Source organism: Bacillus sp. S3 (assembly GCF_005154805.1).
Classification (GTDB): domain Bacteria; phylum Bacillota; class Bacilli; order Bacillales; family Cytobacillaceae; genus Neobacillus.
The window spans coordinates 2,989,528-3,012,080 of the sequence record NZ_CP039727.1 but is presented as its reverse complement, the minus strand read 5'-3'; the positions used below and the strand labels follow the sequence as shown (position 1 = coordinate 3,012,080).

Genomic DNA, 22,553 nt, shown 5'->3' with positions numbered 1-22,553 from the left:
AGGTTAAGTTAGAAAGGGCGCACGGTGAATGCCTTGGCACTAGGAGCCGATGAAGGACGGGACTAACACCGATATGCTTCGGGGAGCTGTAAGTAAGCTTTGATCCGGAGATTTCCGAATGGGGAAACCCACTGTTCGTAATGGAACAGTATCTTTACCTGAATACATAGGGTATAGAAGGCATACCCGGGGAACTGAAACATCTAAGTACCCGGAGGAAGAGAAAGCAAACGCGATTCCCTGAGTAGCGGCGAGCGAAACGGGACATAGCCCAAACCAAGAGGCTTGCCTCTTGGGGTTGTAGGACACTCAACATGGAGTTACAAAGGAACGGGGTAAATGAAGCGACCTGGAAAGGTCAGCCGTAGAAGGTAAAAGCCCTGTAGTTGAAACTTCGTTCCCTCCTGAGTGGATCCTGAGTACGGCCGGACACGTGAAATCCGGTCGGAAGCAGGGAGGACCATCTCCCAAGGCTAAATACTCCCTAGTGACCGATAGTGAACCAGTACCGTGAGGGAAAGGTGAAAAGCACCCCGGAAGGGGAGTGAAATAGTTCCTGAAACCGTGTGCCTACAAGTAGTCAGAGCCCGTTTATGGGTGATGGCGTGCCTTTTGTAGAATGAACCGGCGAGTTACGATCCCATGCAAGGTTAAGTTGAAGAGACGGAGCCGCAGCGAAAGCGAGTCTGAATAGGGCGTTTGAGTATGTGGTCGTAGACCCGAAACCAGGTGATCTACCCATGTCCAGGGTGAAGTCCAGGTAACACTGGATGGAGGCCCGAACCCACGCACGTTGAAAAGTGCGGGGATGAGGTGTGGGTAGCGGAGAAATTCCAATCGAACTTGGAGATAGCTGGTTCTCTCCGAAATAGCTTTAGGGCTAGCCTCACGTTGTTAGAGTCTTGGAGGTAGAGCACTGTTTGGACTAGGGGCCCTCATCGGGTTACCGAATTCAGACAAACTCCGAATGCCAAAGACTTATCCGTGGGAGTCAGACTGCGAGTGATAAGATCCGTAGTCGAAAGGGAAACAGCCCAGACCACCAGCTAAGGTCCCAAAGTATACGTTAAGTGGAAAAGGATGTGGAGTTGCTTAGACAACCAGGATGTTGGCTTAGAAGCAGCCACCATTTAAAGAGTGCGTAATAGCTCACTGGTCGAGTGACTCTGCGCCGAAAATGTACCGGGGCTAAACGTAACACCGAAGCTGTGGATTGACACCATTAGGTGTCAGTGGTAGGAGAGCGTTCTAAGGGCGTTGAAGCTAGACCGTAAGGACTGGTGGAGCGCTTAGAAGTGAGAATGCCGGTATGAGTAGCGAAAGATGAGTGAGAATCTCATCCACCGTATGCCTAAGGTTTCCTGAGGAAGGCTCGTCCGCTCAGGGTTAGTCGGGACCTAAGCCGAGGCCGAAAGGCGTAGGCGATGGACAACAGGTTGATATTCCTGTACCACCTATGAATCGTTTGAGTGATGGGGGGACGCAGGAGGATAGGGTAAGCGCGCTGTTGGATATGCGCGTCTAAGCAGTTAGGCTGGTGAATAGGAAAATCCGTTCACCGTAAAGGCTGAGCTGTGACAGCGAGGGAAATTTAGTACCGAAGTTCCTGATTCCACACTGCCAAGAAAAGCCTCTAGCGAGATTCAAGGTGCCCGTACCGCAAACCGACACAGGTAGGCGAGGAGAGAATCCTAAGGTGAGCGAGAGAACTCTCGTTAAGGAACTCGGCAAAATGACCCCGTAACTTCGGGAGAAGGGGTGCTCTTTAGGGTTCATAGCCCTGAAGAGCCGCAGTGAATAGGCCCAGGCGACTGTTTAGCAAAAACACAGGTCTCTGCGAAGCCGCAAGGCGAAGTATAGGGGCTGACGCCTGCCCGGTGCTGGAAGGTTAAGAGGAGGGGTTAGCGCAAGCGAAGCTCTGAATCGAAGCCCCAGTAAACGGCGGCCGTAACTATAACGGTCCTAAGGTAGCGAAATTCCTTGTCGGGTAAGTTCCGACCCGCACGAAAGGCGTAACGATCTGGGCACTGTCTCAACGAGAGACTCGGTGAAATTATAGTACCTGTGAAGATGCAGGTTACCCGCGACAGGACGGAAAGACCCCGTGGAGCTTTACTGTAGCCTGATATTGAATTTTGGTACAGCTTGTACAGGATAGGTAGGAGCCTGAGAAGCCGGAGCGCTAGCTTCGGTGGAGGCGTCGGTGGGATACTACCCTGGCTGTATTGAAATTCTAACCCGCACCCCTCATCGGGGTGGGAGACAGTGTCAGGTGGGCAGTTTGACTGGGGCGGTCGCCTCCTAAAGAGTAACGGAGGCGCCCAAAGGTTCCCTCAGAATGGTTGGAAATCATTCGTAGAGTGTAAAGGCACAAGGGAGCTTGACTGCGAGACCTACAAGTCGAGCAGGGACGAAAGTCGGGCTTAGTGATCCGGTGGTTCCGCATGGAAGGGCCATCGCTCAACGGATAAAAGCTACCCCGGGGATAACAGGCTTATCTCCCCCAAGAGTCCACATCGACGGGGAGGTTTGGCACCTCGATGTCGGCTCATCGCATCCTGGGGCTGTAGTCGGTCCCAAGGGTTGGGCTGTTCGCCCATTAAAGCGGTACGCGAGCTGGGTTCAGAACGTCGTGAGACAGTTCGGTCCCTATCCGTCGTGGGCGCAGGAAATTTGAGAGGAGCTGTCCTTAGTACGAGAGGACCGGGATGGACGCACCGCTGGTGTACCAGTTGTCTTGCCAAAGGCATCGCTGGGTAGCTATGTGCGGACGGGATAAGTGCTGAAAGCATCTAAGCATGAAGCCCCCCTCAAGATGAGATTTCCCATAGCGTCAAGCTAGTAAGATCCCTGAAAGATGATCAGGTTGATAGGTCAGAGGTGGAAGCATGGCGACATGTGGAGCTGACTGATACTAATCGATCGAGGACTTAACCATTTTTAAGTGGTTGAACTCGTTTTTACAAAAAACTTCTTCTGCATTATCTAGTTTTGAGGGAATGAAACCTCAAATAAATAGGCTGGTAACTATGGCGAGAAGGTCACACCCGTTCCCATACCGAACACGGAAGTTAAGCTTCTCAGCGCCAATGGTAGTTGGGGCATGCGCCCCTGTGAGAGTAGGACGTTGCCAGGCTGTTATATATGGAGGATTAGCTCAGCTGGGAGAGCATCTGCCTTACAAGCAGAGGGTCGGCGGTTCGATCCCGTCATCCTCCACCATAATATTATTATGTTAACAATGCCGGGGTAGCTCAATTGGTAGAGCAACTGACTTGTAATCAGTAGGTTGGGGGTTCAAGTCCTCTCGCCGGCACCATTTTTTCTGTCTTTCTAGAATATCAAAATGCGGGTGTGGCGGAATTGGCAGACGCACCAGACTTAGGATCTGGCGTCGCAAGGCGTGGGGGTTCGACTCCCTTCACCCGCACCATTTTTTTTGCGGAAGTAGTTCAGTGGTAGAACACCACCTTGCCAAGGTGGGGGTCGCGGGTTCGAATCCCGTCTTCCGCTCTTCTTCTGCCGGGGTGGCGGAACTGGCAGACGCACAGGACTTAAAATCCTGCGGTAGGTGACTACCGTACCGGTTCGATTCCGGTCCTCGGCACTATTTATTTTCGGGAAGTAGCTCAGCTTGGTAGAGCACTTGGTTTGGGACCAAGGGGTCGCAGGTTCGAATCCTGTCTTCCCGACCATCAGCAATTTCTTAAAATTTTCAATTTTGGCGGTGTAGCTCAGCTGGCTAGAGCGTACGGTTCATACCCGTAAGGTCGGGGGTTCGATCCCCTCCGCCGCTACCAAGTTAGTATTTTTTTGGGAAAAATGGAGGAATACCCAAGTCCGGCTGAAGGGATCGGTCTTGAAAACCGACAGGCGGGTTAAACCGCGCGGGGGTTCGAATCCCTCTTCCTCCGCCATTTTTCTGAATTCCATATGTGGAGGGGTAGCGAAGTGGCTAAACGCGGCGGACTGTAAATCCGCTCCCTCCGGGTTCGGCGGTTCGAATCCGTCCCCCTCCACCATTTTAGGGGCATAGTTTAAAGGTAGAACTAAGGTCTCCAAAACCTTCAGTGTGGGTTCGATTCCTACTGCCCCTGCCAAATATCCTGTTCTGATTTACGGGATTTTTTTATTTATTATATGCCGGTGTGGCGGAATTGGCAGACGCGCACGACTCAAAATCGTGTTCCTCTGGAGTGTCGGTTCGACCCCGACCACCGGTATCCGTAATTTGCGGTAGTAGAACGTTTTACGTACATTCGTAAGGCGTTTTTATTTTGCCTAAACGCACGATTTTAGCCGTAAAAATAGTGTGCATTAAGCACTTACTCATTATAATTGTGTTGTGATTCTCATTACAACATTATCGACACTTTTGGCATATGCTTTTAAGAAGAGTTTCCAGGATAGGACTGAAGCCATCATGGATGAATAGAATAATGAACTAAAACGACTGCTTCTGGATCGATAGTGCATCGCCTCCTACCTAAAATCAAATTTAACTAAACAGCAAACATCATCCAACTATTTTAAGTAATAAACGTCTTTCTACTCATTGTAGGAGGCGTTTTTTTAATAAAAATAATCATTTCACTTTACTGTTTAATAAAACCGACATTCTGAACGAATTTGATTTGTTCACGTAAAATGGAACAAGTAAAAAGTGAAGAGAGGATTATTATGTTTTTTATAAGAGAAACTGTTCGAGTACTCCCGGGAAAAATCGGTGAATTTAATGATTTTTTTCATACGTACTTGCTTCCCAATCAGTTAAAAAATGGCGCAAAATTAGTCGGTCGCTGGATAACTGTATCAGAAGATGAAATCATTGCTATTTGGGAGTATCCAAGCTATGAAGAGTATGTAAAAATTGAAGAAAGGGTGTTACGTGATGAAATGCATCAGCAGGCTGAAATTCAACTACAAAAGCTTGGTCGGTTATTTTTAGAGAATCAGAAAGATTGCTTAACACCGACCGGGTCATACAGCACCCCGAAACAAAACGTTACGGTTAGCGGATATATAACAAATGAACTGAGTGAAACCTTACTAGTTAAAACCTTTTGGCGGGCAGATACGTGGGAACTTCCTGGAGGCAGAGTGGATGACGGTGAAACACTTGATGTAGCCTTGTGTCGGGAAATTTTAGAGGAAACAGGCATTATTGTTCAATTACAAGGTGTAACCGGAGTCTATTCTAATGGAAGTACATTATCCGTTGTTTTTCGGGGAAAATGCCTGGGAGGACAACCAAAAACATCGACAGAAACAAAGGATGTTCGTTTTATTGCAATCAATCATGCCAATGTAAAACAATTTGTTACACGAGGTAAATTCATTCCAAGAGTAATAGATGCGATGAAAGGGAATTGCATTCCCTATGAAGCGTTTAGTGTGCGTCCTTATGAACTACTGAACAGAATTAACGGAATAAGTAATGAAGATTAATTTACTTGGGTTTCGAAGTGTTCCTACAATGGAAGAATTCTTAATTTGACTTCATTTTCCTAATAGTTCCTGGGCATCCTATACTATAGAAACATTTTAGCGGAAGGAGTTATTTTGATGCCAGAACTCCCGGAAATGGAAACCTATAAACATCTGCTTATGGCAAACATTGCAGGACAAATGATTACCGAGGTCCAAATAAATCGTGAAAAATCCATTAATGTAAATCCAGAGCTTTTTAAAAATACAATCATGCACCTGAAAGTGCTCAACATTACTCGAAGAGGGAAGCATTTGTTGTTTGAATTACAAAATGGCCAGGTCCTACTATTACATTTAATGTTGGGGGGCTGGATGTTTTTCGGTACAGACGTGGAAAAACCGAAACGAACAATTCAGATTCGATTATCGTTTGGGGAGCAGCATCTATACTTTATTGGCTTACGTCTCGGGTATTTGCATCTCTATAGTCAGAAGGAAGCGGAGCAAAACCTTTCTGACTTAGGGCCGGATCCTCTTGATTCAGCGTTAACTTTAAATGAATTTTTAAAACGAATTGCTTCGAAACATGGAAGGTTAAAAACAACGATGCTTGACCAGAAATTTATTGCAGGGATTGGGAACTGCTATTCCGCGGAAATATGCTTTCATGCAGGAATTTTACCAACGAAAGACATTGATGATTGTAATGAATTGAATCGGACCCAATTATTTCATTCAATGAAATTAGTCCTACAAGATGCTATGAAAAATGGCGGTTATATGGACCATCCTTTTTATATGGGGGATTCCCTTACAGGGGGGTTCTATGATTTAAGGAAAGTGTATGATCGCGAAGGAGAAAATTGTTATTTGTGCGGGTCCATCATTGTGATGGATATGGTCTCTTCAAGAAAAACGTTTTATTGTCAGAATTGTCAAAAATAGAGTTGACACCGCCAAAGGATTGGCGGTATTTTTATTCCGTAGAGTTACATAATTAACTGTCTATTACATTTGTAAATAAGTGCTTTACTTTTTAATCAAATGTAGTATACTATATACAAATAAGTATAACACATATATAATAACTACATAGTATATACCATATTTATTGTAAGTAAGGGGGTGTTAGTGATTAAACTCACAAAACGCCAAGATGAGATTCTGCAAATTGTTAAACAAAATGGACCGATAACGGGAAAAGAAATTGCGGAAAAGCTTTCGTTATCACGGGCAGCACTTAGACCGGATCTCGCTATCTTAACGATGTCCGGCAGCCTTGATGCAAGACCCAGAGTAGGGTACTTTTTCAACGAAAAGATTCAAATGAAAAGACAAGCCGAAAGATTTCTTCATCAAAAAGTAAATGATTATAAAGCACTGCCAATTGTCGTTGGAAAATCAACCTCTGTCTATGATGCCATTGTGCAATTGTTTTTGGAGGATGTCGGAACGCTTTATGCTGTTGATGCAGATGGTCATTTAGCAGGTGTGATTTCAAGGAAGGATTTGCTTAGAGCATCTATAGGGAATCAAAATCTGAATGAATTACCTGTTAGTATCATTATGACAAGAATGCCTAACGTGATTACTATTAATCCTGAAGAAACATTGCTCGAAGCTGCTAAGAAAATGATTCATAATCACATCGATTCTTTGCCTGTTGTAAAGAACATAGACGAGCAAAACAGTACATATTTGCTTGTCGGTCGAATCACGAAAACTACGATTACACGAGCATATTTAGAAATCATGGATGAAAAACCAGACTAAGGGAGTGGCTGAAATTTTGGTACAGAAGGAAGTTGTCTATGTGGTATCAGACTCAGTAGGAGAAACTGCTGAGTTAGTTGTAAAAGCAGTTGCAATGCAATTTAACGGCGGCCATGTTGACATTCGCCGCAATTCATATGTGGATGACTTTGAAGATATTGAAGATGTGATATTACTAGCCAAAAAAGATCGTTCCATTATCGTGTATACGATTGTCATTCCCACGCTAAAAGAATACTTGGATCGTCGGGCAGAAGAAGAGGGAATCGTAGCGGTAGATTTACTCAGTCCTTTGATGAACGCCTTTGAATCTCGACTAAATAAGCAGCCACACCACCAACCAGGACTAATGAGAAAATTAGATGAGGAATATTTTAGAAGAATTGAAGCAATTGAATTTGCTGTAAAGTATGATGATGGTCGGGATCCAAGAGGAATAACGAAGGCAGACATTGTTTTAATCGGTGTGTCGCGAACATCCAAAACACCTCTATCAATGTACTTAGCACATAAGCGCTTTAAAGTTGCCAATGTTCCATTGGTTCCTGAAGTGCCGCCTCCTGATGAATTATATCAAGTGCCGAGGAAAAATTGTATCGGATTAATCATTTCACCCGATAAATTGAATGAAATTCGCAAGGAGCGTTTAAAAGCATTAGGATTAGCTTCTCAAGCGAATTATGCTAGTTTTGAAAGAATTTTAGAAGAATTAGATCATGCAGAAAAAATTATGAAACGAGTCGGTTGTCCGATTATTGATGTATCAAATAAAGCAGTAGAAGAAACAGCCGGATTAATTCTAGATATATTGAAAAAAGAGAGGAGCATATAGCAATGGAAAAATTCGTATATTTATTTGAAGAAGGACAAGGAAATATGAAGGAATTACTCGGGGGAAAAGGTGCGAATCTAGCAGAAATGACTCGGATTGGTCTCCCGGTTCCTTATGGTTTTACGATTACAACACAGGCCTGTAATGCATACTATGAAGCTAGTAAATCCATTCCGACTTTAGTAGAAACGCAAACCTTAGAAGCGCTGACTCAGTTGGAAGAAAAAATGGGTAAAAAACTGGGTGACCCTCAAAATCCATTGCTCGTTTCTGTTCGTTCCGGATCTGTCTTTTCCATGCCTGGTATGATGGATACCATTTTGAATCTAGGGATGAATGATGACACAGTTATTGGTGTTGCAACATTGACGGATAACCCGAGATTTGCTTATGATTCGTACCGCCGATTCATACAAATGTTTAGTAATGTGGTGCTTGAAATTGATACCTATTATTTCGAACAATTTTTAGAAGAAACTCGTGAGCAAAAAGGCTATTCTTCTGATCCTGAAATGACGGCTGAAGATTGGCAGGAGGTTATTATTGGCTATAAGGGGATTGTGAGAAAGCATACAAGAAAAGACTTCCCCCAAGATCCTAAGGAACAGCTTTTCCTAGCGATTAACGCTGTATTTAATTCTTGGAATAATCAGCGTGCGATTGTGTACCGCCGCTTAAATAAAATTCCAGATCATTTAGGTACTGCTGTTAATATTCAAAGTATGGTGTTTGGTAACATGGGGAATGACTCCGGCACAGGCGTTGCCTTTACAAGAAATCCATCGACTGGAGAGCATGTTCTTTATGGGGAGTATTTAATCAATGCCCAAGGGGAAGATGTAGTGGCAGGAATTCGCACGCCTCAGCCGATTGCGACTTTAAAAGACGAAATGCCAGAAGTATACAACCAATTCTCTGATACATGCAAACGGCTTGAACAGCATTATCAAGAAATGCAGGACATTGAATTCACTGTAGAACGCGGACAGCTGTTCATTCTGCAAACACGCAATGGAAAACGGACAGCACAAGCTGCTATTCGCATCGCTGTTGAGATGGTTGAGGAAGGTATAATTGATAAAAAGACCGCTTTACTGCGTGTCGATCCGGACCAATTAAACCAATTACTGCACCACCGCATTGATGATAAATTTCAAAAAAACATTTTAGCAAAAGGCTTACCTGCATCCCCTGGGGCTGCAACCGGCCAAGTGGTATTTGATGCAGATGAGGCTGAGGCATTAGGAAATGAAGGAAAAAAAGTGATTTTAGTTCGACCTGAAACCACACCGGATGACATTCATGGAATTGTTGCTTCGCAAGCCATTTTGACAAGCCGTGGCGGTATGACAAGCCATGCTGCTGTAGTAGCTCGCGGCATGGGAAAAGCATGTATCTGCGGATGCGAGGCATTAAAGATTGATTTGAAAGCAAAGCAATTTAGCATTGGCGAAACGCTTGTGAATTATGGTGATATTATCACAATTGATGGTTCTACAGGAGAAATCATGCTGGGGGAAATTCCAATGATTGCTCCTGAACTTTCCAATGAGTTCCAAATGCTGCTTGCATGGGCAGACCAAGAGCGGAAATTGGGTGTACGTGCCAATGCGGATAATCCTGAAGATGCACTGAAAGCATTTGAATTCGGTGCAGGCGGAATTGGTTTATGCCGGACTGAACATATGTTTATGGATTTAAAACGAATTCCAACTGTGCAAAAAATGATTCTTGCGGAAAATTATGCGGAGAGAATGGAAGCATTGAATGATCTATTACCAATGCAGCAAGGCGATTTTGAAGGAATCTTTGAAGCGATGCAAGGTTTCCCTGTTACCATTCGTTTGCTTGATCCGCCGCTACATGAGTTTTTACCAGATAAAGAAGAACTATTAGTAGATGTGACCAAGCTGCAAATCACGGAACCGGGGTCACCTGAATTAAAGAAAAAAGAACAATTGCTTAAAAAGGTACGCCAATTGGATGAGTATAACCCAATGCTTGGCCATCGCGGCTGCCGTTTAGGGATGGTTTATCCAGAGATATATGAGATGCAGGCAAAGGCAATTTTCTATGCCGCGGCAAAACTGGCGGAAAAAGGCATGGAAGTACAGCCGGAAATCATGATTCCGTTGGTTGGCCATGTGAATGAGTTAAAACAAATGCGCCAGCTGGTTATTGACGCGGCTAACCTTGTTCAAGAAGAAACAGGTAAGCAAATTGAGTATACAATTGGAACAATGATTGAAATTCCGCGTGCAGCCTTAACGGCTGATCAAATTGCCGAAGAAGCAGACTTCTTCTCATTTGGGACAAATGATTTAACGCAAACGACATTCGGCTATAGCCGTGATGATGCGGAAGGGAAATTCCTGCAAGCTTACATTGAAAATAAGGTATTACCGGAAAATCCATTTGCCGTGCTTGATCAGGAAGGTGTAGGAAAGTTAGTGGAAACGGGTGTCAAGCTGGGCCGTGCGGCGAAGCCTTCTCTAAAAACAGGGATTTGCGGCGAACACGGCGGTGAAAAGAGCTCAATTGATTTCTGCTACAGAACAGGTTTAGATTATGTCAGCTGTTCACCTTACCGCGTGCCGCTCGCTCGTTTGGCTGCCGCGCAGGCAACGATTCGCCATGAAGTTAATAAGGAAGAGGTATTAACAACCGCATAATTTTTTAGGAAGGACGGTGCCAATGCGGTGCCGTCCTCTTTTCGCGGATTTTTGGATTCGGGATTAGTGTCGCAAAATCTGCTTATACTAAAGAAAAATGAAAAGGGGACTAAAAAATGGGGGCTATTGAACGAAATGGATATCGTTTTGTTCCTGAATTCAGTGTCATAATGCAAAACGGCGCAGTTCATGTGTACAACCAAGACCAATTTATCGAGGAAATTACATTTCAGTTTTCAGGCAAGTTTCCTGAATTAGACCAAATTGAGGATTTGGTTGACGACTATTGTAACCGGCATAATATTTAAACCGAATATTTGTTCGGTTTTTTATTATGTGTTAGAATGAAAAAAAGAAAACATTTTTTAGAAAAGGAGGGTTAATTTTGAGCAAATTAACATCCATTTACCCTCAAGCAGTTGAACATACAAAAATGAAAGTGATTGATGATATCGACCATTATCTGGAGATGAGAGAAAATTTGCCTTCATTTGACCAATACTTGAAGGATCGCGGCCATTACACAGAGCAAATTTGGGTGAACGTGTGGTTAAATAAATCAACAAATGATGTGTCTAAAAATGAAAAGAAGCAATTTTTAACGGACCGGGGATTTGAGGTTCAGGGAATTGACCGAAAACTTTTGAATAAACTATTTCGGGATGAAATGAGATTATATATGCCTTTTGATGCGATGGGATGGTTGAAGGAAACCTTCGCAGATAAAGATAAATGGTGGTCGGAGCGGTATGAGAAAGCAAAAGCTGCTTTTCAAAAGAGGGAAGAACAGAAGCTGCTAGAAGAGCAAAAGCAATCGATTCGAAGTGAAATAGAGGATTTTGCCGCTGGGATTTTGGAGGAACAATATGATTTGTTCTATTTATATATACGCCACTTTGTTGCAAAGCAGTTAGCTTCTGATCTGAAAAATAATGTGAAGTTTCAATCGGTCGATCCAGTTGCCTTAGAGGAAAAATTAGTAAATCAAGGGTCATTTAATCCAGCCGAATATACAACATTAGCAACATTTTTTGAAGAACTGACGGGTAATATTCATAAGACTGTAAACTGGGGCAGAAGCGTCTACGAATATCAAACCTATTTCTTTGTATACGAAGGTTTAATAGCAGATTTTTTGTCTGAACATATTCCTCAAACAATTTTAGAACACCTTTCAACAGTGCTCAAAGATGATTTTCACACGGTTTTTCAAGAAAAATTATCGGCTCCTTTTGTTAAAGGCAGTATTGCCCAACTTTTGTATGATATTGAAGGGTATTTCATTGAAGATATTCAGGATGAATATGTATCTGACTTATTACGGTTAGCAGACATTCCTTTTGACCTTACTGTGCACAAGGAACTGTTAGAAAAGGATCTCCAAGAGCGGGAAAAGAAACAAAAGGAAGAGCAAGAAGAATTACAACGAAAAAGAGAAGCCGAAGAACAGATGATGAGGGATATCTTTGGAACAGAATACGCCCCTTCTTACCAAAGGCATGTCCGCTATGTGCTGCATATTGGCGAAACGAATACTGGGAAAACTCATCATGCCCTTGAGCGAATGAAAACAGCCAATAGCGGTTTGTATTTGGCGCCGCTCCGGCTGTTGGCCCTGGAGGTTTATGATAAATTGAATGCCGAAGGAACACCCTGCTCCTTAAAAACAGGTGAGGAGGAAAAAGTGACCCCAGGTGCACAACACATCTCTTGTACGGTAGAAATGTTTCATGAAAAAGAAGTTTACGAAGTGGTCGTTATAGATGAAGCCCAGATGATAACCGATAAAGACCGCGGCTTTTCTTGGTATAAGGCAATCACTAAAGCTCATGCTGATGAAGTCCATATCATCGGCAGCAAGAACTCCAAACACATGCTGCTGGAGTTATTAGGGGATTCGAACATCGAAATACACGAATATAGCCGCGATACCCCGCTTGAAGTGGAGAACAAGGAATTTCATATTAAGCATTGCAAAAGAGGCGATGCCCTGATTTGTTTTTCGCGAAGACGTGTTCTTGAAACAGCCTCGCGTCTGCAAAATGACGGTTATTCTGTCAGCATGATATATGGCAGCATGCCGCCGGAAACCAGAAAAAAGCAGATTGAGCAGTTTAATAAGGGAAAGACAAAGGTAATTGTTGCAACAGATGCAATCGGCATGGGATTGAACCTGCCAATTCGCCGGATTGTTTTCCTTGAGAATGATAAATTTGATGGCACACGAAGAAGGCTGCTTACCTCTCAAGAAGTAAAGCAAATTGCCGGCCGTGCCGGACGCAAAGGGATTTATGATGTTGGGAAGGTAGCGTTTACAAGTGACATTAAAAAAATGCGAAATCTGTTGTTGCAGGAGGATGAGCCTGTTCATACGTTTTCAATTGCTCCAACGAATTCCGTGTTCGAACGTTTTCAACGTTATTATCACGATTTAGGGACTTTTTTTGAGCTTTGGGGGAAATTTGAAAGTCCTAAAGGGACGAAGAAAGCCTCGCTTTCAGAGGAGAAATCGCTCTATCAATTGATTGCCGGGACTGAAATTGAAGCAAGGTTTTCTTTAATGGATTTATACGGCTTTTTACATCTGCCCTTTTCAAAAAATGAGCAAGTATTGACAAGACAATGGGAGGATACGATGTATGCCATTATGCTAGGCAGGGAGCTGCCGGAACCGGTTGTAAAGGAACGCAGCTTAGAAGAATTAGAATTAAGCTATAAAGCTATTGGGCTGCATCTCTTATTTTTATATCGCTTGGGTGAGAAAACGGAGGCAATATATTGGGAACGGCTCAGGGAGGAAATCAGTGATCAGGTGCAGGAACGCTTAAAAACAGATATAAAAAAATTTGTTAAAAAATGTAAAACTTGTGGAAAAAAATTGCCATGGGACCATTCTTTTCCAACCTGTGATGCCTGCTATGCAGCAAGGTATCGAAAATATCGATATGATGATGATTTTCAATTTTAATATGATAAGAAAAGGCCTGATCAAGGTCTTTTTTTACTATTCCAAAGGATTGATAATGAAGTAAATTCCCAATTCGTGGTTTTATTGGTAAAATGGGACTAAAAAACATGTCCAATGAGAGTGGAGTGCTATGGATGCAACTATCATTAACAGTACGAGGTCCTGGTGCGGAGGCCGTTTCTTATCTTTTAGCGAAAAATCCAAATAAATTATTTGAACGTGGTGAAAAAGGGCTCACCGTCCGCCTGTTGTATACTACTTTTTCAAGTGAAGAAGTCCAGGTTCTTATTTATGTAAACACTGATCCAATTGAATTAGTAAAAAATTCACCTGATTTATATGATATTACACATTACATAAACGATCGTGAGTTTGCGGCAAGCAGTATTTTTGTCTCATCGATTCGAAAGGCTCTGGGGACAGCATTAAATGGTAAGCCGAAGGAGGAGTATGTATCGTGGGTCGAACATCCATTTGATATGGATCTTGCCTTTGGTCCGATTGCATCAGATTTACGGGATCAGGAGCTGGAAGCCCTATTCACCCCTATCGTGTACGAGGTAGAGGTGGAACGAGGGAATAGCTTCATCCGTGAAAAAAGCTTTGCCCGATATATCACGTTAAAAGGAAAGCAGACTGTACAGAACGCATTAAAACAAGTGTCGATTCTCATTCCTGTTATTGATAATTATAAACATTATTTTATTGATGAACGGGAAATCGAAAAGCTTGATCGGTACGGTGAAGGATGGTTAGAAACACACCCGCTGAAGGCGATGATCCTAAAACGTACTTTACGATTCCATAACATGATTTCGCAATCCAAATTTTACGAAAAAGAGATTCCAGATGTTGAAATAGTAGATCGCACGAAAGTTCGTTTGAATGATCTTCGGTACGAAGCAATTATTAAATATATCGAAACTTTGCCAAAAAGAGAAACGATTGTTGATCTTGGCGCCGGTGAAGGAAAGTTGTCGGTTCAGCTTGGCTTCATTGAGGGCGTGAAAGAGATTCTTTCTGTCGAGCCATCTAATAAAGCACGGTTACGAGCAATGGAAAGATTTGAGCAAGCAGGCGGGAAATTTGGATTCATTGCACCAACACCCGTTTTGGGTTCTTTATTTTATTATGATGAACGGCTGAACAATAAGGATGTCATGATTTTATGTGAAGTCATCGAACATATCGATGAACATCGATTAGCGAAAATATTTGAATCAATTTTCAATAATAATCGTCCTCTTGTTTTGATAGTGACCACACCGAATCGGGAATATAATGTGGTCTATGACATGGATGAGTCGATGCGGCATACAGATCACCGCTTTGAATGGACAAGGGAGGAGTTTAGGGAAAGGTGTGTAGAGTGGGCAAGACCTAATCCTTATCAGCTTCGTTTTCAAGGAATTGGTAAAGAAAATCCTAGCTACGGTCAGCCAACGCAAATGGCAATTTTTACGAGAGAGGAGGGAACTTCAAAATGACGAAAATTTACTTGCCGGCTGCGGGAATTGTCTTGCTTATTGGACCTTCAAACAGTGGGAAAACGACCTTGTTGAACCGTTTAATTGAAGAAAATAGGATACTGGCTTCCGAAGTAATTAGTTCAGATCAATTTCGCGTTCTGGTCAGTGACATTGAATATATTAATTGGAATGCACGGCCAAAGGATGAAGCGGATGCTCTCTTTGATGAATATCATCGCATATCAAACGAAGCATTTGCGGTGATGGATTTCCTCCTTGGGAAACGGTGCCGCTTAAATAAATTAACGATTATTGATGCGACTCATTTAAAGGAGGATGATCGCCAACAGTACATTCGACTAGGGAAGAAACATCATGTACCTGTGATGGCAGTGGTTTTAAATGTCGCTGAAGAAGAGCTAATTGTACGGGATCCACACAGGGATTTCCCCCGAGGAAAGAATCGTATTAAACAGCAATATCAACACTTTAAGCGGACATTACGATCGATTAAAAAAGAAGGATTTCACCGCACATATATTTTAAATGAAACAGAGCTCCAGGGATTAGTGATAGGCAGACAGAAAAATGCATTACTAATTGACATCGAGAATGGAATGGATTTTATTGGCGATATTCACGGCTGCTATGAAGAGTTCATTGAGCTGTTGAACAAGCTTGGATATGTGGAAAATGCAGAGGGATTCTTTTTACATCCTGAAGGGAGAAAAATTCTATCATTAGGTGATGTGATGAGCAGGGGACCCCGCTCGTTGGAAACACTGCAATTTTTCAAAAAGCACATTGATGCTGGATTAGCTTATATGATTGATAGCAATCATGGGTGGAAGATTGCCCGTTGGCTGGACGGACGTAACGTCAATCTTGCACATGGTGATGAAAAGGTCGAAGCAGATTTTATGGAGTATGAGGGCAGATTCGGTAAAGAGGCAGCTGATCAATTAAAGGAGGATCTGAAGAATCTTCTTTTGGCAGCAAAATCGCATTTAATTATCCGAAAAAATGGCGTAAAGGTGGCTGTAGCCACACATGCCGGAATCAAAGACCATTACATTGGCAAACAATCGCAGCGAATTTCAGATTATTGCCGGTATGGGGATTCAGAGGGTTTAGATGAGAATGGCAAGCCGCGTCGTAAGGACTGGACAATTGAACATCAATCCAATGAATTAATTATTTGGGGACATGACCCGAAACCGCAGCCACTTTTGGTCAACAATACACTGAACATCGACCAAGGTGTCGTGTTTGGGGGGAGGTTAACAGCCTATCGCTATCCGGAAAAACAATTGGTTTCTGTTGCTGCGAAACAGGATTACGCAAATGTCCGGGATAACCCCTTGAAGGAATGGGAACGAAAGCGGCTGGCACCTCCTAATTTAGGAAAGTTTGTTAATGGTTTTTCCGTGTTAACAGAACAGCTTGGCGAAATCGCCATTTATAAAGATGCTGCCAAATCTGCCTTGGACGATCTTTCCCATTACACCTTACCGCTGGAGGAAATTGTCTATCTCCCACCGACGATGAGCCCGATTCCAAAACCTTCCCAATTGGATGGTTACCTGGAACACCCGATGGAGGCATTTGATTACTACCTGGCTAATGGAATTGACACCATGGTGGTTCAGAAGAAGCATATGGGAAGCCGCGGTATTTTATTTCTTTTTAAAAACAAGGAAACGGCTAAAGAGTATATCGGCCGGGAATCATTAGGAGCGATTTATACAAGAACAGGAAGGGCATTTTTTCAAAAAGGACTGGAAGAACAAGTTCTTCAAGTATTAAATGAGGATTTGAGCGGATATTTTGAAAAATATGCAACTGATTTTGTCTTGTTGGATGCGGAAATTCTTCCATGGAATTTGAAAGCTAAGGACTTAATTTTGAATCAATATGCATATGTGGGTGAAATGGCACTTCTGGATCGGAGCAAAATCCGAGAACAACTCCAGCGGGCTTCCGAAAATTGGAAGGACGTATACAGCTGGATTGAGGAAAATGATGAGAAATTAGAAAATACAAAGACTTTTAATGAGGTCTATCAAAAATATTGTTGGGAAACGGAAGGCTTGGAAGGCATTCAAATTGCTCCTTTTCATACGTTAGCCCACAGCACGGAGACATTTTTTGATAAGCCGCATACGTGGCATATGGAGAAAAATAAAGAATTTAGCGGACTGTCAAAGCTGTTTGTTGAAACCGAATATCAAGTTGTTGATGATGAGGATTCGTTGAAGGCCGCTATCGAATGGTGGGAGGAAATGACCGAAGATGGCCATGAGGGTTTTGTTGTGAAACCGGAGAAGTATGTGGCCCGGCATAAAGGAAAACTTCTGCAGCCGGCGATCAAAGTGCGCGGGCGCAAGTATTTGCACATCATTTATGGGATTGATTATTTACAGGCGGAGAATCTAGCCCGATTGAAGCAGCGAAATGTTAGCAGAAAGCAACGTAACGCCTTGAAGGAATTTGCTTTAGGTGTCGAGTCGGTAAATCGCTTTGTTGGCAAAGAGTCGTTGGAGCGGTACCACGAATGCGTGTTGGGAGTTTTAGCATTAGAATCAGATCCAATCGATCCAAGGCTTTAAGCGTTAGTGGACGGTTTTAACCTACTAGAATCGGTAGATAATTTTTTGATTAACAACTTAGTATAATCAATTTCCAAATCCATATGATTGTAATAGGGAGGTGGAGTGTTATGGACGTTCATGTTGTTCAAAGTGGAGAGAATTTATGGAAGATCTCAAACAGGTATGGGGTGACCATTCAATCAATCATAGAATTAAACGGATTACCATCGGCGACTTCTATTGTTCCTGGACTTGCATTATATATCCCTAACACTCTACAGCCGCTTCGCTATTATCGAATACAAGCAGGGGATCAAATCTGGAAATTAGCACAGCGATTTATAATCGACGCCTCCTCCATTCTAGCTGTGAATCCAGGGCTGGATCCAAATCAACTCCTAATCGGCCAAATTATCAGGATCCCATCACCAATAAAGTTTGAAATTTCCACACTGGGATTTATTGTGCCATCATCGGCAAGCACCGTTTATTCAATCCTTGATTCTGTTGCCGGCCAATTGACCTATGGGGCCATCGTTGCCTATTCATTTACAGAGGAAGGTTACGCCTATAACGAAACCGAGGATGCCGATATTATAGCAAGGTGTATGGAATTGAACATTACACCGCTATTGATGATCCGGAATTTTACAGGCAGTAATTTCAGTGCGGAGCTTGCCGGAAAGGTTCTACAAAATCCCGCCTATCGTGGAAATTTAGTAGCAAGTATTGTGAATCTCACCATACAACGGGGGTTTGGCGGCGTAAGTATTGACTTTGAGTTTATCCCTCCGGCAAGGCGCATTGATTTTATTACTTTTTTAGGAGATTTAAAGAATGCATTAGGCGGGCTGATCTTGCATGTAAATGTTCACGCGAAAACAGCAGATATACCGACCAATCGAATCATCGGGGCATACGACTATGCGGCTATTGGTAACGTGTCCGACCTGGTAGCGGTCATGACGATTGACTACGGTTATCCCGGTGGTCCGCCTGATCCGGTTGCTCCGGTTTCATGGATGGAGCAAGTGATTCAATACTCGATAACCCAAATTAATCCACGAAAGCTGCAAATCGCCATGCCGCTTTATGGGTACGACAAGGTGGTTCATACTAATAAAACACATGCTCAATCGGTTCTTGGCGCCCAAAATCAAGCCATCTCAACCGGGTCTCCGATTGAATTTAATCAAACTGCTAAATCACCATGGTATCGGTATTGGCATGGAGTAGAAGAGCATGTCGTCTGGTTTGAAGACATTCGGAGCTATATAGAAAAATACCGTTTAATTGATATTTACCAATTAAGTGGCACGACTTTTTGGCAGATAAGTCTGCCGGCACCGCAAAATTGGGCGTATCTTAGTAAAAATATTAATGTTTTAAAAAAATAGGGCCTAAAAACTGCATTTTTGGAAACACTTTTTAAAAAAAGGGAAGGCTGGTTCATAGATTGATAAAGAGTGTGAACTATTACGTTTTACTAATCATCATGCTGTTTGCTGTAACATCTCCAAGCCATCACGTTAAAGCAATGAATGGCCATAAGAATTGGAGCCAGCAGCTAAATTATATCATTCAATCGGACCCAGATTTAGAGGGGGCAATTGCTGGAATCAGTATTCGAAATGCAACGAACGGTGAAATTATTTATGATCATCAAGGAGATATTCGATTACGTCCCGCTTCAAACATGAAGTTGTTTACAGCCGCGGCCGCTTTAAGCGTTTTGGGAGAGAATTATTCTTTTACGACGGAAGTGCTTACAGATTCCAAAGTGAAAAATAATACATTGCATGGCAATATTTATCTAAAAGGTAAAGGTGACCCAACCTTATTAAAGTCTGATTTTGATCAAATGGCTGGGGAGATAAAAAAGAAGGGAATTAAACAGATAAAGGGAAATCTGGTTGGGGATGATTCGCGTTACGATGATGTTCGTTATTCACTCGATATGCCATGGAGTGACGAAACCACCTATTATGGAGCCCAGATTTCTGCACTTACCGCCTCCCCAACAAATGACTACGATGCAGGTTCTGTTAAAGTGAAAGTTAAACCGGGAACAAAAATTGGGGACATGGTGAATGTGGAAGTTACACCGAAAACAAATTATATGAAGATCACCAATCATGCTGTCACGGTTGAAGCTGATGGCAATAAGAAGATCTCTGTCGAGCGGGATCACGCAACGAACACGATCACCATTGAAGGGACAATTCCATTAAAATCCAAAGCGGTTACAGAATGGATTGGTGTGTGGGACCCGACCAGGTATGCAGCCACGCTTTTTAAGAAATCATTAGCCAAACATGGAATCACTGTGTCCGGAAAAATCGTATCAGGCGAGGTGCCTGATACAGCAAGAGTTTTGACGAACCACCAATCGATGCCCTTATCGGAATTGCTTGTTCCATTTATGAAGCTGAGTAACAATGTGCACGCTGAGATATTAATCAAAGAAATGGGCAAGGTGATGAAAGGAGAAGGAAGTTGGGAAAAGGGGTTAGCTGTTATGGAAACCGAAGCCGCACGTTTCGGTGTAAATACAAAAACAATGGTAATCCGGGATGGTTCAGGCATATCCCATGTTGATCTTGTCCCAGCCAATCAAATCACCCAGCTATTATTTGCTGTCCAGAAGGAAACGTGGTTCACTACCTATCTCCATTCACTGCCTGTAGCTGGTGTCCATGAGAAAATGGTAGGGGGATCCCTAAGGAATCGATTAAAAAATCCAAGTACCCTCGGAAAAGTCAAGGCAAAAACCGGTACGATTTCTACTGTTAGTTCATTATCAGGCTATGCAACCACGAAAAGTGGACAAACATTGATATTTTCTATCCTGTTAAATAATTTAGTGAATGAAAAAAAAGGGAAAATAATTGAAGATCAAATCGTGCAGCTGTTAGGGAACCTATATTAAGTAAATTATGGCGGAAAATGATAGGTAAAATACCTTGGACATGACATTTATCATGCCCGGTATATGACACCTGCTACTAACAAGTCCAAATCCCTTCCTTTATAATTGGTTTAACGCCACATTCCAAGAAGGGAACTCAACTAAATGACCTTACAAAATACGAAAAACTTAAAAAAGCAAATGACTCCTTTTGAAAAATCAACGACAAAGCAAAGTATATGGCAGATCATTAACACGGTCGTGCCATTTATGATCCTATGGTTCCTTGCTTATCAAAGTCTCTCTGTCTCCTATTGGTTGACACTCGTTCCATCCATCCTTGCTGCCGGGTATTTAGTACGGATTTTCATTATTTTTCATGATTGTACCCATCATTCGTTCTTTAAAAGCCGCCGTGCTAACCGAGCAGTGGGGACATGTATGGGGGTTTTAACATTATTCCCATTTGATCAATGGGGTCATGAGCACTCGGTTCATCATGCGACAAGTGGTAACCTTGATAAGCGAGGCACTGGAGATATTTGGACACTTACAGTTGATGAATACCTAGCAGCACCACTTAAACTGCGTTTAGCCTATCGATTTTATCGTAATCCTTTGGTAATGTTTGGATTAGGTCCGATTTATGTATTCCTTCTTAAAAATAGATTTAACCGTAAAGGTGCTAGAACGAAGGAACGTAACAACACCTATTTAACGAATGTAATCATCGTTGCTTTGATTGCAATATTCTGCTGGGCAATAGGGTGGCAGACATTTCTGTTAGTACAGGGCACAATTTTTATGATTTCAGGATCAGCAGGTATTTGGCTTTTTTATGTACAGCACACCTTTGAGGATTCCTATTTTGAAGAAGATAAAGAGTGGGAATACGTGAAAGCTGCTGTGGAGGGAAGTTCTTTTTATAAGCTTCCAAAAATCATGCAATTTTTAACAGGAAATATCGGCTTTCACCACGTACACCATTTAAGTCCAAGGGTACCTAATTATAAACTGGAAGAGGCACACAAAAATACACCTCCGTTACAAAATGTACCGACTATCACGCTTACGACAAGCTTACGGTCACTTCGCTTCCGCTTATGGGATGAGAAAAACAAGAATTTCGTGACCTTTAAGGATATTAAATCTGCAGCTAAAAGTAGTGTTTCGCATCAAATTAAACCAGAACTTTAAGAATACCGTCAATGGCTGACTCCTTTTACTAAAGAGGAGTCTCTGCTTAGTTGCGGCTGCCAGATAAGGAGAGAACATAATGATACGGATTGTCATCGCAGAAGATCAGGAACTGCTGTTAGGGGCAATGGGTTCGCTCCTCAATTTGGAAGATGATATGGAAGTAGTAGGACTGGCAAGCAATGGGGAAGAGGCACTTACGCTTGTACACCAATTACAGCCCGATGTTTGCCTGATGGATATTGAGATGCCCAAAATAACGGGACTTGAGGCAGCGGAAGCATTAAATCCGTCACCCTGCAAAGTAATCATTTTAACAACCTTTGCTAGGATAGGATATTTTAGACGTGCCTTAGAAGCGAATGTTAAAGGTTATTTATTGAAGGATAGTCCGAGTGACGAGTTGGTCTCCTCAATACGGAGTGTTATAGCTGGAAAGCGGATTTATTCTCCTGAATTAATGGACTCGGAATCCAGTGCTGATGAATTAGATAATGATAAAACTATAAATGAGAACTCTACTGATCAAAGTAAAACACTTGGCACCGTTAGAAGCTATTTTTCAACCATAATAGATAAAATAAAGTTACCAACCGGATAGGGTTATGGTGATTTTTAAAGAAGCGGGCTGTATCCAATTTGGATACAGTTTCTTTGGTTAATAGTGGAATAATGGGTAAGTAAAAAAAAGAGGGCCATTACTTTGAAAATAT

The 22,553-nt window shown here is 42.5% G+C and carries 13 protein-coding genes, 11 tRNA genes and 2 rRNA genes; all 26 read left to right on the top strand.

What is annotated here, in order from left to right:
* Window position 1: 1 nt before the first annotated feature.
* The 26 genes from FAY30_RS14400 (at window position 2) to FAY30_RS14275 (ending at window position 22,441) form a co-directional block, all read left to right on the top strand.
* Window positions 2-2,938, top strand: a 23S ribosomal RNA gene (locus FAY30_RS14400).
* 81 nt (window positions 2,939-3,019) lie between these two features.
* Window positions 3,020-3,136, top strand: a 5S ribosomal RNA gene (rrf, locus tag FAY30_RS14395).
* A 10-nt stretch (window positions 3,137-3,146) separates the two neighbouring features.
* Window positions 3,147-3,222, top strand: a tRNA-Val gene (locus FAY30_RS14390).
* Window positions 3,223-3,243: 21 nt separating this feature from the next.
* Window positions 3,244-3,319 (top strand) — tRNA-Thr (locus FAY30_RS14385).
* Window positions 3,320-3,348: 29 nt separating this feature from the next.
* A tRNA-Leu gene (locus FAY30_RS14380) sits at window positions 3,349-3,433 on the top strand.
* An 8-nt stretch (window positions 3,434-3,441) separates the two neighbouring features.
* A tRNA-Gly gene (locus FAY30_RS14375) sits at window positions 3,442-3,513 on the top strand.
* 8 nt (window positions 3,514-3,521) lie between these two features.
* Window positions 3,522-3,607 (top strand) — tRNA-Leu (locus tag FAY30_RS14370).
* Window positions 3,608-3,618: 11 nt separating this feature from the next.
* A tRNA-Pro gene (locus FAY30_RS14365) sits at window positions 3,619-3,695 on the top strand.
* Window positions 3,696-3,723: 28 nt separating this feature from the next.
* A tRNA-Met gene (locus FAY30_RS14360) sits at window positions 3,724-3,800 on the top strand.
* A gap of 24 nt (window positions 3,801-3,824) precedes the next feature.
* Window positions 3,825-3,917, top strand: a tRNA-Ser gene (locus FAY30_RS14355).
* A 20-nt stretch (window positions 3,918-3,937) separates the two neighbouring features.
* A tRNA-Tyr gene (locus FAY30_RS14350) sits at window positions 3,938-4,022 on the top strand.
* A 4-nt stretch (window positions 4,023-4,026) separates the two neighbouring features.
* Window positions 4,027-4,100: transfer RNA gene (locus FAY30_RS14345), tRNA-Trp, on the top strand.
* Window positions 4,101-4,142: 42 nt separating this feature from the next.
* Window positions 4,143-4,223: transfer RNA gene (locus FAY30_RS14340), tRNA-Leu, on the top strand.
* A gap of 457 nt (window positions 4,224-4,680) precedes the next feature.
* Entirely contained in the window at window positions 4,681-5,448 is a 768-nt protein-coding gene (locus FAY30_RS27855) for an NUDIX domain-containing protein (protein WP_149872718.1), read from the top strand.
* A gap of 117 nt (window positions 5,449-5,565) precedes the next feature.
* On the top strand, window positions 5,566-6,375 hold the full coding sequence (locus tag FAY30_RS14330) for an Fpg/Nei family DNA glycosylase (RefSeq protein WP_149870518.1): 810 nt from the start codon (window positions 5,566-5,568) through the stop codon (window positions 6,373-6,375).
* Between the two features lie 186 nt (window positions 6,376-6,561).
* On the top strand, window positions 6,562-7,203 hold the full coding sequence (locus FAY30_RS14325) for a transcriptional regulator CcpN (RefSeq protein ID WP_411675454.1): 642 nt from the start codon (window positions 6,562-6,564) through the stop codon (window positions 7,201-7,203).
* 16 nt (window positions 7,204-7,219) lie between these two features.
* Window positions 7,220-8,035 carry a pyruvate, water dikinase regulatory protein gene (locus FAY30_RS14320; RefSeq protein WP_149870516.1) on the top strand — a complete coding sequence of 272 codons (816 nt, stop codon included), beginning with the start codon at window positions 7,220-7,222 and terminating at the stop codon, window positions 8,033-8,035.
* Between the two features lie 2 nt (window positions 8,036-8,037).
* The gene (ppdK, locus tag FAY30_RS14315; protein WP_149870515.1) at window positions 8,038-10,707 is read left to right on the top strand and encodes a pyruvate, phosphate dikinase; all 2,670 of its coding nucleotides are present in this window, start codon (window positions 8,038-8,040) and stop codon (window positions 10,705-10,707) included.
* A 116-nt stretch (window positions 10,708-10,823) separates the two neighbouring features.
* Window positions 10,824-11,015, top strand: a complete 192-nt coding sequence (locus FAY30_RS14310) for a YbxH family protein (protein WP_149870514.1) — start codon at window positions 10,824-10,826, stop codon at window positions 11,013-11,015.
* Window positions 11,016-11,092: 77 nt separating this feature from the next.
* Window positions 11,093-13,675 carry a helicase-related protein gene (locus FAY30_RS14305; protein WP_149870513.1) on the top strand — a complete coding sequence of 861 codons (2,583 nt, stop codon included), beginning with the start codon at window positions 11,093-11,095 and terminating at the stop codon, window positions 13,673-13,675.
* 134 nt (window positions 13,676-13,809) lie between these two features.
* Window positions 13,810-15,162: a 3' terminal RNA ribose 2'-O-methyltransferase Hen1 gene (locus FAY30_RS14300; RefSeq protein ID WP_149870512.1), complete on the top strand. Its 1,353-nt coding sequence runs from the start codon at window positions 13,810-13,812 to the stop codon at window positions 15,160-15,162.
* Window positions 15,159-17,753: a polynucleotide kinase-phosphatase gene (locus FAY30_RS14295; protein WP_149870511.1), complete on the top strand. Its 2,595-nt coding sequence runs from the start codon at window positions 15,159-15,161 to the stop codon at window positions 17,751-17,753. Before FAY30_RS14300 ends, FAY30_RS14295 begins: the two co-directional genes overlap by 4 nt.
* A gap of 110 nt (window positions 17,754-17,863) precedes the next feature.
* Complete coding sequence (locus FAY30_RS14290) at window positions 17,864-19,132, top strand: LysM peptidoglycan-binding domain-containing protein (protein ID WP_149870510.1); 1,269 nt, start codon at window positions 17,864-17,866, stop codon at window positions 19,130-19,132.
* 98 nt (window positions 19,133-19,230) lie between these two features.
* The gene (gene dacB / locus FAY30_RS14285; RefSeq protein WP_149872717.1) at window positions 19,231-20,664 is read left to right on the top strand and encodes a D-alanyl-D-alanine carboxypeptidase/D-alanyl-D-alanine endopeptidase; all 1,434 of its coding nucleotides are present in this window, start codon (window positions 19,231-19,233) and stop codon (window positions 20,662-20,664) included.
* 144 nt (window positions 20,665-20,808) lie between these two features.
* Complete coding sequence (locus FAY30_RS14280) at window positions 20,809-21,840, top strand: Delta(5) desaturase DesA (RefSeq protein WP_149870509.1); 1,032 nt, start codon at window positions 20,809-20,811, stop codon at window positions 21,838-21,840.
* 79 nt (window positions 21,841-21,919) lie between these two features.
* Window positions 21,920-22,441: a response regulator gene (locus FAY30_RS14275; protein ID WP_149870508.1), complete on the top strand. Its 522-nt coding sequence runs from the start codon at window positions 21,920-21,922 to the stop codon at window positions 22,439-22,441.
* The last annotated feature ends 112 nt before the right edge of the window (window positions 22,442-22,553 follow it).

Coding starts and splice junctions, on each gene's coding strand:
- FAY30_RS27855 (WP_149872718.1), top strand. CDS start 4,681: ATGTTTTTTATAAGAGAAACTGTTCGAGTACTCCCGGGAAAAATCGGT.
- FAY30_RS14275 (WP_149870508.1), top strand. CDS start 21,920: ATGATACGGATTGTCATCGCAGAAGATCAGGAACTGCTGTTAGGGGCA.
- FAY30_RS14295 (WP_149870511.1), top strand. CDS start 15,159: ATGACGAAAATTTACTTGCCGGCTGCGGGAATTGTCTTGCTTATTGGA.
- FAY30_RS14330 (WP_149870518.1), top strand. CDS start 5,566: ATGCCAGAACTCCCGGAAATGGAAACCTATAAACATCTGCTTATGGCA.
- FAY30_RS14300 (WP_149870512.1), top strand. CDS start 13,810: ATGCAACTATCATTAACAGTACGAGGTCCTGGTGCGGAGGCCGTTTCT.
- FAY30_RS14310 (WP_149870514.1), top strand. CDS start 10,824: ATGGGGGCTATTGAACGAAATGGATATCGTTTTGTTCCTGAATTCAGT.
- dacB (WP_149872717.1), top strand. CDS start 19,231: ATGCTGTTTGCTGTAACATCTCCAAGCCATCACGTTAAAGCAATGAAT.
- FAY30_RS14280 (WP_149870509.1), top strand. CDS start 20,809: ATGACCTTACAAAATACGAAAAACTTAAAAAAGCAAATGACTCCTTTT.
- FAY30_RS14290 (WP_149870510.1), top strand. CDS start 17,864: ATGGACGTTCATGTTGTTCAAAGTGGAGAGAATTTATGGAAGATCTCA.
- ppdK (WP_149870515.1), top strand. CDS start 8,038: ATGGAAAAATTCGTATATTTATTTGAAGAAGGACAAGGAAATATGAAG.